This is a genomic window from Mesorhizobium sp. B2-8-9, from assembly GCF_006439475.1.
In the GTDB taxonomy this organism is placed as follows: domain Bacteria; phylum Pseudomonadota; class Alphaproteobacteria; order Rhizobiales; family Rhizobiaceae; genus Mesorhizobium.
In genome coordinates this window covers 132,040-144,828 of sequence record NZ_VFTQ01000002.1, presented here as the reverse complement: position 1 = coordinate 144,828, position 12,789 = coordinate 132,040, and the positions used below count along the sequence as shown (strand labels likewise).

The 12,789-nt window shown below is 63.9% G+C and carries 12 protein-coding genes; all 12 read left to right on the top strand.

Translation table 11 applies throughout. The annotated features are described in order from the left end of the window. The first annotated feature begins 30 nt into the window (after nucleotides 1–30). Genes FJ423_RS02975 through FJ423_RS02920 form a run of 12 tightly spaced genes read left to right on the top strand, consistent with a single transcriptional unit; the run spans nucleotide 31 to nucleotide 11,998 of the window. Nucleotides 31–864: a cytochrome c3 family protein gene (locus FJ423_RS02975; RefSeq protein WP_246680069.1), complete on the top strand. Its 834-nt coding sequence runs from the start codon at nucleotides 31–33 to the stop codon at nucleotides 862–864. After that, complete coding sequence (locus tag FJ423_RS02970; protein WP_140839069.1) at nucleotides 848–3,820, top strand: TAT-variant-translocated molybdopterin oxidoreductase; 2,973 nt, start codon at nucleotides 848–850, stop codon at nucleotides 3,818–3,820. Before FJ423_RS02975 ends, FJ423_RS02970 begins: the two co-directional genes overlap by 17 nt. Further along, a complete protein-coding gene (gene nrfD, locus FJ423_RS02965; protein WP_095768646.1) occupies nucleotides 3,813–5,171 on the top strand; it encodes an NrfD/PsrC family molybdoenzyme membrane anchor subunit in 1,359 nt (452 codons plus the stop codon). Before FJ423_RS02970 ends, nrfD begins: the two co-directional genes overlap by 8 nt. After that, nucleotides 5,168–5,695 (top strand): DUF3341 domain-containing protein, encoded by a 528-nt coding sequence (locus tag FJ423_RS02960; protein ID WP_140839067.1) that lies wholly within the window; start codon nucleotides 5,168–5,170, stop codon nucleotides 5,693–5,695. The genes nrfD and FJ423_RS02960 overlap by 4 nt, the downstream gene beginning before the upstream one ends. Next, entirely contained in the window at nucleotides 5,692–6,234 is a 543-nt protein-coding gene (locus tag FJ423_RS02955) for a cytochrome c (RefSeq protein ID WP_140839065.1), read from the top strand. The genes FJ423_RS02960 and FJ423_RS02955 overlap by 4 nt, the downstream gene beginning before the upstream one ends. Continuing rightward, nucleotides 6,231–7,346 carry a hypothetical protein gene (locus tag FJ423_RS02950; protein ID WP_140839063.1) on the top strand — a complete coding sequence of 372 codons (1,116 nt, stop codon included), beginning with the start codon at nucleotides 6,231–6,233 and terminating at the stop codon, nucleotides 7,344–7,346. The genes FJ423_RS02955 and FJ423_RS02950 overlap by 4 nt, the downstream gene beginning before the upstream one ends. Beyond that, nucleotides 7,339–7,782, top strand: coding sequence for a hypothetical protein (locus tag FJ423_RS02945; protein WP_140839061.1), 444 nt, complete (start codon nucleotides 7,339–7,341; stop codon nucleotides 7,780–7,782). The genes FJ423_RS02950 and FJ423_RS02945 overlap by 8 nt, the downstream gene beginning before the upstream one ends. Next, the gene (locus FJ423_RS02940) at nucleotides 7,779–8,531 is read left to right on the top strand and encodes an SCO family protein (RefSeq protein WP_140839059.1); all 753 of its coding nucleotides are present in this window, start codon (nucleotides 7,779–7,781) and stop codon (nucleotides 8,529–8,531) included. Before FJ423_RS02945 ends, FJ423_RS02940 begins: the two co-directional genes overlap by 4 nt. Further along, nucleotides 8,528–9,481, top strand: a complete 954-nt coding sequence (gene coxB, locus FJ423_RS02935) for a cytochrome c oxidase subunit II (RefSeq protein ID WP_140839057.1) — start codon at nucleotides 8,528–8,530, stop codon at nucleotides 9,479–9,481. Before FJ423_RS02940 ends, coxB begins: the two co-directional genes overlap by 4 nt. Then, the gene (gene ctaD, locus FJ423_RS02930) at nucleotides 9,478–11,121 is read left to right on the top strand and encodes a cytochrome c oxidase subunit I (RefSeq protein ID WP_140839055.1); all 1,644 of its coding nucleotides are present in this window, start codon (nucleotides 9,478–9,480) and stop codon (nucleotides 11,119–11,121) included. Before coxB ends, ctaD begins: the two co-directional genes overlap by 4 nt. Continuing rightward, nucleotides 11,118–11,753 (top strand): cytochrome c oxidase subunit 3, encoded by a 636-nt coding sequence (locus FJ423_RS02925; RefSeq protein ID WP_140839053.1) that lies wholly within the window; start codon nucleotides 11,118–11,120, stop codon nucleotides 11,751–11,753. Before ctaD ends, FJ423_RS02925 begins: the two co-directional genes overlap by 4 nt. Further along, nucleotides 11,750–11,998, top strand: a complete 249-nt coding sequence (locus FJ423_RS02920; protein WP_140839051.1) for a cytochrome C oxidase subunit IV family protein — start codon at nucleotides 11,750–11,752, stop codon at nucleotides 11,996–11,998. Before FJ423_RS02925 ends, FJ423_RS02920 begins: the two co-directional genes overlap by 4 nt. Nucleotides 11,999–12,789 lie beyond the last annotated feature (791 nt).

Genomic DNA, 12,789 nt, shown 5'->3' with positions numbered 1-12,789 from the left:
TGACTTCGTGCCGACCTTGGTTTCCGTGAAGTGGCGGCCGCCGAACGCCGAACGCATGGGAGCGGCGGTGGTTGCGGATTAAATCCGCGACCTGTTCCCGGTTGCAGTCACCATTCTGTGATTCCGACGCGGGCGCGGAACTTGGCGGCGAAAGCACCGTTAGGGGGCGTCAACTCTGGGTTTGCCTTCAGCAGAATCGGCGAGGGGATGCCGCAAATCTTCTCGAAAAACGCCAATGGCGTTGCGCGCTTTGTCATCTGGGGAAGTTTTGCCGTTTTGCTGATCGCCGCGGCGGTCGGGACAATCCTTCCCCGTTCGGACCTGGTAACGGGAGTAGGTGAGCCATTGGCCCAGCCGGTGCCGTTCAGTCACAAGCACCATGTCGGCCAGCTCGGCATCGACTGCCGTTATTGTCACAATGGCGTCGAGACCTCGTCGTCGGCGGGTTTGCCGGCGACCGAGGTCTGCATGACCTGCCATTCGCAGCTTTTCACCAATGCCGGCATGCTGGCGCCGGTGCGTGCAAGCCTGGCCGGCGGCAAGCCGATCGAATGGCAGCGCGTCAACGGCGTCCCGGATTTTGTCTTCTTCAATCATGCGATCCACATCAACAAAGGCGTCGCCTGCGAGACCTGCCATGGCGAGGTCGACCAGATGCCGCTGACAATGCGGGCGCGCACACTGAGCATGGAGTGGTGCCTCGGCTGTCATCGCAACCCGGAGCCGAATTTACGTCCCCTGCAGGACGTGTTCCTGATGCATTGGCAGCCGCCCGCGGACATCGCTGAGATCAGGCGGCAGCTGATCGGCGTGCTCGACATCCATCCCGAGACGATGACGGATTGCTATGTCTGCCATCGCTGACAGGCCTGGTTCCGCCATCGACATCGAGGCTCTGCGCAAGCGGCTGGCGCATGGCGGTGAAATGTGGCGCAGCCTCGACGAGATCGCCGGCGCTGCCGATTTCCGCCGCTTCGTCGAGGCCGAGTTCCCGGCAATCGCGGAACGCCTGCCGGCAAAGCCGAACCGGCGCACGCTGCTGAAGCTGATGGGCGCCTCGCTGTCGCTTGCCGGGCTGGCCGCCTGCAGCAGGGCGGAAAGCATCGTGCCCTATGTGCGCCAGCCGGAAATCCTGGTCCCCGGCAAGCCTGTCTACTATGCGACGACGCTGTCGAGTGACGGCTTCGGTATCGGCGCCATCGTCGAAAGCCATGAAGGGCGGCCGACCAAGATCGAAGGCAATCCCGACCATCCGGCCTCGCGCGGCGCCAGCGACGCGGTGATGCAGGCAGCCGTGCTGACGCTGTTCGACCCGAACCGTTCACGCACGCCGCTCAAGGATGGCCAGCCGGCATCGTACGGCGATTTCCTGAAGACAATGGCGGGGCTCGTTTCGCGATGGACCGCATCGCAAGGGCAGGGCGGGGCGTTGCTGGTTGAAGCGACCACCTCGCCGACGCTCGCGGCGCAGCTGGATGCGCTGCGGACACGCTATCCGAGGTTGAAACTCTATCGCCATGATCCGTTGGCGATGCCGGCCGCGATGGAGGCGTCGCGTACCCTGTTCGGGTCGGCGCTGACGCCGGTCTATCGCTTCGATCGTGCCGAAACGATCGTCAGCCTCGACGCCGATTTCCTCGGCGAAGGACCGGGGCGGCTCGCTTATGCGCGCGACTTTGCCGCGCGGCGACGTGTACGCGATCCGTCCGACCGGATGAGCCGGCTTTATGCGGTGGAGTCGACGCCGACAATCACCGGAGCCGCCGCCGATCACCGGCTTGCGATCAAGCCAAGCGATGTCGAAGCCGTGGCTGCCGGACTGAACGCGGCGTTGACCGGCCAAACCGGAGCTTCCGGCTCGCCGGCCGACCTGGCGTGGATGGCCGCGCTGGTCGACGACCTGATAGCGGCAGGCCGCAACGGCCTTGTCATCGCAGGGACGCAGCAGAGAGCCTTCGTTCAAGCGGTCGCGCTTGCCGCCAATGCGAAGCTTGGCGCGTTTGGCAACACGGTCGAGCTGATCGAGCCACCGGATTCGCTGTCGGTCGACGGCGATCTCGGAGCGCTGCGCGAGGCAATCGGCGATGGGGCTGTGGACACCGTGGTGGCGCTGGGTGCAAACCCGCTGCACACCGGCCCGGCAAACCTCGATATGCGCAAGGCTTTTTCGGGACTGAATCTGCTGGTCCATCACGGCCTCTACCGCGACGAGACGGCGTTCCTGGCGCACTGGCATGTGCCGGCGGCGCATGAGCTCGAGAGTTGGAGCGACATCCGCGCCTATGACGGCAGCACCTCCCTGGTCCAGCCGCTGATCAAGCCGCTTTACGACGGCAAGAGCGCGCATCAGCTTCTTGCCGTGCTTGGCGGCGGGTTCGAGGCCGATCCGCTTTCGCTTATCCGGCAGCATTGGACGCAACTCGATGACGATGCCTGGAGAAAGGCTCTGCGCAACGGCGTCATGGCGGACAGTGCTGCCAAGCCGGTATCCGTCACAGTGCCGCCGGACCTGGCGGGACTGAAGCCGGCAGCAAAGGCAGGCAACGGCATCGATATCCGCTTCGTCGCGGACCCCTGGTTGCGCGACGGCCGTTTTGCCAACGCCTCATGGCTGCAGGAACTGCCGCGACCCTTGACGAAGATTGTGTGGGGCAACGCTGCGCTCGTCTCGCCCGCCACCGCCGAGCGGCTGAAGATCGGAAATGGCGAGGTCGTCAATATCGCCTCCAATGGGGCGGATGTCGATGCACCTGCCTGGATCGTGCCCGGCCACCCGGACGAGACGATAACGCTGTCCTTCGGCTTCGGGCGAAAGGTCGGTTCCGTTGCTGCGCTATCGCAAGGCTACGACGCCTTCCACTTGCGCCGTGGTTCGGAATGGTTCGCGGCCGGCGCGGCCATCGCGCCGCGCGGGAACAGCGTGCGGGTCATCACCACGCAGCATCACCAGGCGATGGAAGGCCGCGCCATCGTGCGCCACGCGTCTCTCGATGCATTCCGGCGGAATCCGGATTTCGTGCGCAAGAATGCGCCGCCGGTGCCAACGGAATCGCTCTATCCCGACTGGCCTTACGACGAGGAAGCCTGGGCGATGGCTATCGACCTCTCGGCCTGCATCGGCTGCATGGCCTGCGTCTCGGCCTGCCAGGCGGAGAACAACATCGCGCCGGTCGGCCCGGAGGAATGCGAGCGCGGCCGCGAAATGCACTGGCTGCGCGTCGATCGCTACTATGCCGGACCGCTCGATGCGCCCGACACTTTTTTCCAGCCGGTCCCTTGCATGCATTGCGAGAAGGCGCCTTGCGAAGTGGTGTGCCCGGTCAACGCCACCGTGCACACGCATGATGGGCTGAATGCGCAGGTCTATAACCGCTGCATCGGCACGCGCTACTGCTCGCAGAATTGCCCCTACAAGGTGCGGCGCTTCAACTTCCTCGATCATCAATCCTTCGACAAGGACGACGCAGGTCCGGAGCAGGGCGCCCATAACCCCAATGTCAGCATACGCTCGCGCGGTGTGATGGAGAAATGCACCTATTGCGTCCAGCGCATCAGCGCCAAGCGCATCCAGGCGCAGATCGAGAACCGCGACATCGCCGATGGCGAAGTGGTCACCGCCTGTCAGCAGGCCTGCCCGACCCAGGCCATCACCTTCGGCGACCGCAACAAGAAAGATGCAAAGGTCGTTCGCGAGAAAAGCGCGCCGCAGAATTACGCGCTGCTGGAGGAACTGAACACACGGCCGCGCACCACCTATCTCGGCAAGATCTCCAATCCGAACGGCAAGCTTGCCAAGCCGGGCGAGGCGACCGATGGCTGAAGCGAGCGCGAACAGCCCGGCTGTCCTGCGCGGCCGTCACGATTTTCCCGAGATCAGCGGACGCATCGGTTCGATTGTGCTCGGCGGCCGCCTGCCGCGGCATTTCTGGACAGCGTTCCTGCTCTGCTTCCTGCTTGTCCTGCTGCTGCTCTATTCGATCACTTATCTCATCGCGGTCGGCGTTGGCGGCCTCGGCATCAACATGCCGGTGGTCTGGGGCACGATGATCTCCAATTTCGTCTGGTGGATCGGCATCGGTCATGCCGGCACGCTGATCTCGGCGGTGCTGTTGCTGCTGCGCCAACCCTGGCGCGCCTCGATCAACCGCTTCGCCGAGGCCATGACGCTGTTTGCCGTCGCCATGGCCGGCCTGTTTCCCATCCTGCATCTTGGGCGGCCGTGGTTCTTCTACTGGCTGCTGCCGCTGCCCAATGTGCATATGCACTGGCCGCAGTGGCGCAGTCCGCTGGTCTGGGACTTCGCGGCGATTGCCACCTACGCGACCGTCTCGCTGCTGTTCTGGTATATGGGGCTGCTGCCCGACCTGGCGGTGCTGCGCGACCGCGCCAGGTCGAGACCGGCGCAGCTCTTCTACGGCATATTGGCGCTCGGCTGGCGCGGCTCGGCCTATCATTGGGCGCGCTACCAGGTTGTCTATTTCCTGCTCGCGGCGCTCGCCACGCCGCTGGTCGTTTCGGTTCATTCGATCGTTTCGCTCGACTTCACCTTCGCGATCACGCCGGGCTATCACTCGACGATCTTCCCGCCCTATTTCGTCGCCGGCGCGCTGCTCTCCGGCTTCGCCATGGTGCTCACCATTGCCATCCCCTTGCGGTGGGCCTTCTCGGTCAAGGACCTGATCACGCTCAGGCACATGGACAATGCCGCCAAGCTGATGATCGCCGCGGGCATGGTCGTCGCCTATGGCTATCTCTCGGAAGCATTCTTCGCCTGGTATTCGGGCGAGCCTTACGAACGCACCATGATGGCGCAGCGCGCGCTGGGTCCCTATGCGCCGCTGTTCTGGATAATGCTGAGCCTGAACTGCGGCGTGCTGCAATTGCTGTGGTTCAGACGCATCCGCCGCAACATGCCGCTGCTGTTCGCGATCGCCGTCGCCATCAATGTCGGCATGTGGATCGAGCGCTACATCATCGTCGTGACGGGGCCGAGCCGCGACTACCTGCCGTCTGCCTGGGGCGAGCAGTCGCTGGCCTGGCTCGATTTCGGCATCCTGTTCGGCTCGATCGGCACCTTCTTCGCGCTCGTCTTCCTGTTCATCCGTATCCTGCCGGCGATCACCATCTTCGAGGTCGAGGAACTGGCCGAAGAGGAGGGCAAGATCCGATGAGCCTCTACGGCCTCATGGCGGTGTTTGCCGGTCCCGAAGCGCTCATCGCGGCGGCGCGCGGCATGCGCGAGCGCGGCTATCGGCGCATGGATGCGTTCTCGCCGTTTCCGATGAAGGAACTGGAACGGATATTGGAGATACCGAAGACGCGCCTGCCCTGGGCCGTGCTCGCCGGCGGCATTGCCGGCGCGGCTCTCGTTTATGCGCTGATCTGGTACTCTGTCGAAGTCGACTATCCCATCAATGTCGGCGGCCGGCCGCTGCATTCCTGGCCGCCTTTCGTCATCATCGCGTTCGAGGCCGGCATTCTCGGCGCCGCCTTCGCGGGCTTCCTGGGCGTGCTCGCGGCCAATGGGCTGCCCCGCTATCATCATCCGGTCTTCAACGCCGAGAGCTTCAGCTACGCGCGCGGCGGCAAGTTCTATCTGCTGATCGAAACGGCCGATCCCAAATACCGCAAGGGCGTGACCAGGGGCCAGCTGACACGGCTCGGCGCCGAGATGGTCGAGGAGGTCGAGGCGTGAGGCGCCTCGGCCTCACGCTAATGTTGGGTGCGCTGGGCGTCGCCGGCTGCCGGCAGGATATGGAGGACCAGCCGCGCTACGATCCGCTGGAGGCCAGCAACCAGTTCGCCGACGGCATGTCGGCGCGGACGCCCGTTACAGGAACGGTGGCGCGCGACGCCGATCTGACGCCGGTCCCGGACAAAATCCCTTATCCGATCACGATCGAGCTGCTGCAGCGCGGGCAGCAGCGTTTCGACATCTTCTGCTCACCCTGTCACGGCCGCACCGGCGATGGTCACGGCATGATCGTCCAGCGCGGCCTTCCGGCGCCGCCGAGCTACCACCAGCAAGCGCTGCGCAAGGCCTCGGACCGGCACTTCTATGATGTCGTCACGAATGGCTACGGCGCCATGTATTCTTATGCAGCCAGGGTGCCGCCGCAGGACCGCTGGGCGATCGTCGCCTATATCCGCGCGCTGCAATATTCGCGCGACGCTCCAGTCGCCGAGCTGCCGCAAAGCCTGCGTGCGCGGCTCGACGCGGAGGCCTCGCCATGAGCCGCCTCGAGCAAGGCTTTCTGTCGGCGGGCGCCGTAGGACTTGTCGTCTGCGGTCTGGGCGTATCGCTCGACGCCAAGGCGATGCTGAGCGCCTGGCTCCCCGCAATTCTCTTCGCGCTCAGCCTGCCGCTCGGCGCGCTGACCATATTGATGGTGCACGGGCTGACCGGCGGGCGCTGGGGAGAAGCGGTCCGCCAGCCGCTCCGCACCATGACGGCCCTGCTGCCGCTGGCGTTGGTTTCCCTCGTGCCCGTCCTGATAAGCCTCGACCTCGTCTTTCCGTGGGCCGGCGCCGACCCGGCCAAACTGCCGGAGACCGTCCGTGAAAAGCTTGTCTATCTCAACCTGCCGTTCTTCCTGCTGCGCTTTGCGGTTTGCGCGGCGATCTGGCTCGTCCTTACCTGGATAGTGCTCGGCACGACCGAGGCCCCGGTCAATTCAAATGAACACAACGGCAAGAAATTCGCCCTTGGCCTCGTTCTCCACGCGCTTGCCGTCAGCGTCTTTGCCATCGACTGGATGCTGTCGCTCGAGCCTGAATTCACCTCGACCATCTATGCGCTTTGCGAAGCTTCGGCCGAGGTGGTCGGGGCATTCGCAGTTGCCGTCCTGGTGCTGGCGGCAAGGCGGGCAGTGGAAGTCATGCCCGGCGGCGAGGAAGACGTCGCGCTCAGCGAAGATCTTGCCAACATGCTGCTCGGCTTCGTGCTGACCTGGATCTATCTCATGTTCATGCAGTGGGTCGTCGTCTGGGGCGGCGACCTGCCCGACGAGATCCGCTGGTACAGCGTGCGCTCCGCGGGCGGCTGGCTATATCTTCTTTGGCTGCTGATTGCCTTGCACGTCTCGGCTTTCGCAGGCCTGCTCAGCCGAAGACTGAAGCGCAGCCATCGCGGCCTTGTCTGGCTCGCCGCTGTCGCTCTGGCCGGCCATTTCATCGACGTCTTCTGGCGAATCCGGCCACCGCTCTTTGCCGGCGGTGTCCTGGCATTGTGGCATGATGCGGCCGCCTGGATGGGATTGGGCGGGCTGTGGCTCGCGCTGTTCCTCTTCCTGCTCCGCCGGCCGTACAGGATCGTCTGGTGGAAGCGCGAGGTCGCCCATGGCTAAGGCGCACCGTCACCCCGAGGCGCGCGACGTCCAGCCGCGTGTGCTGCTCGCTTTCGGCGGCGGGCTGTTACTGTTCATCGCTTTGGCCGCGATCGCCGTGAAGCTCATCTTCAACACCGCGCCGACCTGGTTGCCGCTGCCAGCCAATACCAATCCCGAGAACCCGGATCTCCAGACCACGCCGCAGCAGGATCTGACCGCGCTCCGCGCCGAGGAGGATCGCCAGCTCAAGACGCTTGGCTGGGTGGATCGCAACGCCGGCATCGCCCGCATCCCGATCGACGACGCCATGTGGGCGGTGGTCAGCCACGGCCTGCCGGATTGGTCGCGACCGACGGCAGCGGCCACGGAGCCTGATTGCGCCCTGCTCACGGCGGCGGTTCCCCGTGGGCTGCGGGCCCGGAATTGCCGACAGCAAGGCGAGACAGGGCGATGAGAAGCTTGTTGGCCGCGCTTTGTCTGTTCGTTGCCGGCACGGCCCTTGCCGCCGAGCGGCCGACATTCGATCCGAAGCTCGGCGCGCAGCTCAGCCTTGAGCGAGAATTGGTCGACGCAAGTGACCGGAAGCTGACGCTTGGCGAGACGCTTGGCGGACGTCCGGCGCTTGTCATCTTCGGCTACGATAAATGCCGGAACCTTTGCGGCGTCACCCAGCAGGCCGTCGCATCCGATCTGAAGAAGACATCGCTTCGCCCTGCGGATTATCGCGCGCTGTTCATCTCGATCGACCCCGAAGAGACCTCCGCCGATGCCGCCGCGGCGCGGGATGACATCGCTTCCGCCGCAGGCCCGGCGGGATTGTCCGCCTGGCGTTTTCTGACCAGCAACGAGAGCGCCGGCGCGGCGCTCGCCAACGAGGCCGGGATCACCTTCGACCGACGTCAGGGTATCGATCAGTTCGTGCATCCGATCGCAGTCATTGCGCTGACGCCTTCCGGCCGAATTTCGCAGGTATTGCCGGCCTTGACCTTCACGCCGCGCGATCTCCAGTTCGCGCTGGTCGAGGCGTCGGCCAACAAGCTCGGGTCGATTGCCGATCATATCTTCCTGTTCTGCGCGGGGTTCGACAGTTCGAAAGGCCAGTACACTCCCGTAGTCTGGGCGGCGCTGAAAGTGACAAGTCTGGCCACGGTACTCGGCCTCGCCGCGACCTTGCTCTGGCAAACGCGCGGGAGGGCAAGGTGAGCTTCGGCGTTCCCTTCTTGCCACAGGAAGCCTCGTCGGAAGCCGGCCATGTCGATGCGCTGTTTTACACGCTGCTCGTTTTCTCAGCCGTGCTCGGGCTGGCGCTCACCGGGTTGGTCATCGGCTACGCGGTGAAATACCGCGTCGGGTCGCCGGCGGATCGCACCGGACAGCGTTCCCGTACCCTGTGGCTGGAAACAAGTTGGACCGTCGCCAGCCTGGTCATCGCCTTCATCTTCTTCGGCTGGGGCGCAGTGCTTTTCGTTCGCCGCGATCATCCGCCGGCGGACGCGCTGGAGATCACAGGGCTGGGCAAGCAGTGGATGTGGGAGTTCAGGCAACCCGGCGGCCAGCGCGAGATCAACGAGCTGCACGTTCCGGTCGGCAAACCGGTGGTCGTGTCGCTCGCCTCGCAGGACGTCATCCACTCCTTCTATGTGCCGGCGTTCCGCATCAAGCAGGACGCGGTGCCTGGACGCACGACCCATATCTGGTTCATTGCCACCGAGCCCGGCCGCTACCACCTGTTCTGCGCTCAATATTGCGCCACTCAGCATTCCGAAATGGGCGGCTGGGTGACTGTGATGGCGCCCGAGCAATATGCCGCGTGGCTGAACAGCCAGGGCGAAGGCGAGACGCTTGCCGCAAGCGGCGAGAAACTGTTTCGCGCGCTGGGCTGCTCCGGCTGCCATGGCGCGAGCAGCAAGGTGAGGGCGCCCTCGCTTGACGGCATCTTCGGCCGGCCGGTGGCGCTCGACAATCAGCAGACGGTGATCGCCGACGAGCGCTATTTGCGCGACTCCATCCTCAACCCGAAGAAGGAGATCGCGGCGGGCTACGAGCCGGTCATGCCGAGCTTCGATGGCCTGATCGACGAAGGCGAGCTGCAGATGCTGCTTGCCTATCTGAAGTCGTTTTCGCCTCAACCAACGGCTGGAGCCAGGCCATGAGCAACGCGGCGATGCAGGGTACATATCTCGGCCAAGGCAGCGGCCTGCGGCCATGGCTTCTCACCACCGACCATAAGCGCGTTGCGTGGCTCTATCTCATCTCGCTAACGGCCTTCTTCTTCCTCGGCGGCGCGATGGCGGTGCTGATGCGGATCGAGCTGGCGACGCCGGCAGGCGACCTCGTCTCCGACGACGTCTACAACAGGCTGTTCTCGCTGCACGGCATCATCATGGTTTGGTTCTTCCTGGTGCCGTCGATCCCGGCGACCATGGGCAATTTCCTTTTGCCGCTGATGATCGGCGCGCGCGACCTCGCTTTCCCGCGGCTCAATCTCGCCAGCTGGTACGTCTTCATTTTCGGCAGCCTGTTTGCGCTGTTTGCAGTGGTGGCCGGCGGCGTCGATACCGGCTGGACCTTCTACACGCCGCTGTCGACGCTTTATGCCAACGGCTTCGTCTCGACCGCGGCCTTCGGCGTCTTCATCGTCGGCTTCTCGACGATCATGACCGGCATCAATTTCATCGTCACGGTGCACACGCTACGCGCGCCGGGGCTCACCTGGTTCCGACTGCCGATTTTCGTCTGGACGCTCTACGCCACCAGCCTGGTGATGGTGCTGGCAACGCCGGTGCTCGCCGCATCGCTGATCCTGATCGTGCTGGAGCGCGTGTTCGGCATCGGCATCTTCAATCCCGATCTCGGCGGCGACCCACTGCTCTTCCAGCATCTCTTCTGGTTCTACTCGCACCCGGCCGTCTACATCATGATCCTGCCCGGCATGGGTGTGGTGTCGGAGGTGCTGCCCTGCTTCAGCCGCCGGCCGCTGTTCGGCTACAAGGCGGTGGCGATGTCGTCGATGGCGATCGCCGTCTTCGGCTTCCTGGTCTGGGGCCACCACATGTTCGTCAGCGGACAGTCGGCCTATGCCGGCGTGGTGTTCTCGCTCCTGTCCTTCTGCGTCGCGATCCCGTCGGCGATCAAGGTTTTCAACTGGAGCCTGACGCTGCGCAAGGGCGAGATCAGCTTCGAGACACCGATGCTTTACGCGCTGTTCTTCCTGGCGCTGTTCACCTTCGGCGGGCTGGCGGGGCTGTTCCTTGCGGCGTTGGCGGTCGACGTGCATGTCCACGACACCTACTTCGTCATCGCGCATTTCCACTACATCATGGTCGGCGGCATGGTGACGGCCTACATGGCGGGCCTGCATTTCTGGTGGCCGAAATTGACCGGCCGCACGTATTCGGAAACCGCGGGGCGTATAGCGGCGACCGTCACTTTCGTCGGCTTCAATCTGACCTTCTTCCCGCAATATGTGCTGGGCTTCGACGGCATGCCCCGGCGCTATCATACCTATCCGCCGGAGTTCCAGTTCTGGAACGTGTTGTCCTCGGGCGGCGCGGTGGTGCTGGCGATCGGCTATCTGATGCCCTTGTTCTACCTCGGTTGGTCGCTGTTTCGCGGCGCCCGCGCGCCCGACAATCCGTGGAACGCCACGGGGCTCGAATGGCAGACGAGCTCGCCGCCGCCGCCGCATAATTTCGAGACCATGCCGGTCGTGACGCGACCGGCCTATGCCTACGACATGAAGGGGCTCGAGCACGAGCGCTTCAGCCCGCACCGGGAGGAAGCGGCGCGATGAGCGGCACCGAAAGCGTCGCTTTCGACACGCCCCAGCGCGAACGGCGCGCCGACAATTTTGCGATGTGGGTGTTCATCGGCTCCGAGGCGATGCTGTTCGGCGCGATTTTCCTGGTCTTCCTCATCGCGCATATCGATTTCGGTCCCGCCTTTGCGGCGGCTTCCAAGCATCTTTCGCTGCCACTCGGCACCTTCAACACGGCCGTGCTGATCACCAGCAGCTTCACCATGGCGCTGGCGCATATGCTTGCGCTTCATAGACGTTGGCGCCCGACAATTTGGGCGATGGTCGCGACTGCGGCGCTGGGCGTATCCTTCCTGATCGTGAAGGGGATCGAATACGGCAAGGAGATCAGCGAAGGACTGGCCCCGCTTCTCGGCCTGCCGTTCCGCTATGCAGGACCGGATCCCGTGCACGCCGAATTCTTCTTCGGCCTCTATTTCGCGATGACCTCGCTGCATGCGCTGCACCTGATCGGCGGCATCGTCGTCATCGCTGGCATGATTGCGCTCTGGCGGCCCGCCAGCCCTGCCAGCCGCCTGCGCCGGGTGGTTGCCGTCGGCCTCTATTGGCATTTCGTCGACATCATCTGGGTGTTCATGTTCCCCGTCCTTTACCTGATCAACCGATGAGCGAATTGCGCAAACTCACCTTCGGCTATCTCGGGCTGCTCGCGCTGCTGGCGCTGACGGTGGCTTCCTCCTTCCTCGATCTCGGCGGCTTCAATGTCGCCCTCAACCTGGCGATCGCGGCCGCCAAGGCGGTCCTGATCGCCCTGCTGTTCATGCATCTGACAGGCACCTTGCCGCGGCTCGCCGTCGCGGCAGCCGGGCTTTGGCTCGCCATTCTTTTCGGGCTGACGCTGATCGGGCGATAGGAGAGCGGCATCAATCGCCAGCGGGCACGCCGATTGGGACTGAGGTCCTGTCATCAAGCCGCAACAGGCCCAGCATCAACATGTGATCTTGCTCATAGTCTTCGGGCAGCATGATTGCGAATGAGGAACACGTCATTGGAGGTGAGCGATGCCCCTGTCCGCGGCGCTGAATGATGCCGACTTGGAATTCAAGTGCTTGGAATGTAACCATGCCTTCAAAAGGAAAGGGTCGTGGTTCAAGGTGATCTCGACCTTCAAATGCGAGGGCTGCGGAGCTGCGAACCGCATCGGGTATGCCGACAAATTGGCGTTGTTCGAAAAGCACTCAGCGGCGTTTGGCTGATCGCAAGCCGGACCGCGAAGGGCGGCTCGACAACTCGCCCGCTGGAGTGGCGTTAGTTGAACCGCCGCGCCTGGTCGGCCTCTGAGAAATCGGCCCGGTGTTGCGTATTCGCTGCTCAATAAGCGAGCGGCCCGGCACGAGAACGGGGGAGCCCACGGGCCGGGCCTGACCGGCGGGGGCACGGACTAGATACAGGGCGCCGGCTGATGTTGTTATAACAAATCTCGATGGAGCCTCCGCCGTGCGAATGAAGGACCGCTCTCAATAACACCGCCCCTGAATCACGGCGAAGCAAAGTGCCATACGGATTGTCGCGACTTCCGTAGAGCGGCCCAGCCACGCTCAGCATTACCCCTGACCCAGTTATTGCACATTGCATCGCGACGGCATCATAACGGTGCGAAAAATTGCAACTTGTCCCTCGCTTGAATGAAACATTTGCCGCCGA

Excerpts from the sequence above, each read along its gene's own strand:
- FJ423_RS02970 (WP_140839069.1), top strand. The coding sequence starts at position 848 with ATGTCTGCCATCGCTGACAGGCCTGGTTCCGCCATCGACATCGAGGCT.
- nrfD (WP_095768646.1), top strand. The coding sequence starts at position 3,813 with ATGGCTGAAGCGAGCGCGAACAGCCCGGCTGTCCTGCGCGGCCGTCAC.
- FJ423_RS02960 (WP_140839067.1), top strand. The coding sequence starts at position 5,168 with ATGAGCCTCTACGGCCTCATGGCGGTGTTTGCCGGTCCCGAAGCGCTC.
- FJ423_RS02950 (WP_140839063.1), top strand. The coding sequence starts at position 6,231 with ATGAGCCGCCTCGAGCAAGGCTTTCTGTCGGCGGGCGCCGTAGGACTT.
- FJ423_RS02945 (WP_140839061.1), top strand. The coding sequence starts at position 7,339 with ATGGCTAAGGCGCACCGTCACCCCGAGGCGCGCGACGTCCAGCCGCGT.
- FJ423_RS02940 (WP_140839059.1), top strand. The coding sequence starts at position 7,779 with ATGAGAAGCTTGTTGGCCGCGCTTTGTCTGTTCGTTGCCGGCACGGCC.
- ctaD (WP_140839055.1), top strand. The coding sequence starts at position 9,478 with ATGAGCAACGCGGCGATGCAGGGTACATATCTCGGCCAAGGCAGCGGC.
- FJ423_RS02925 (WP_140839053.1), top strand. The coding sequence starts at position 11,118 with ATGAGCGGCACCGAAAGCGTCGCTTTCGACACGCCCCAGCGCGAACGG.
- FJ423_RS02920 (WP_140839051.1), top strand. The coding sequence starts at position 11,750 with ATGAGCGAATTGCGCAAACTCACCTTCGGCTATCTCGGGCTGCTCGCG.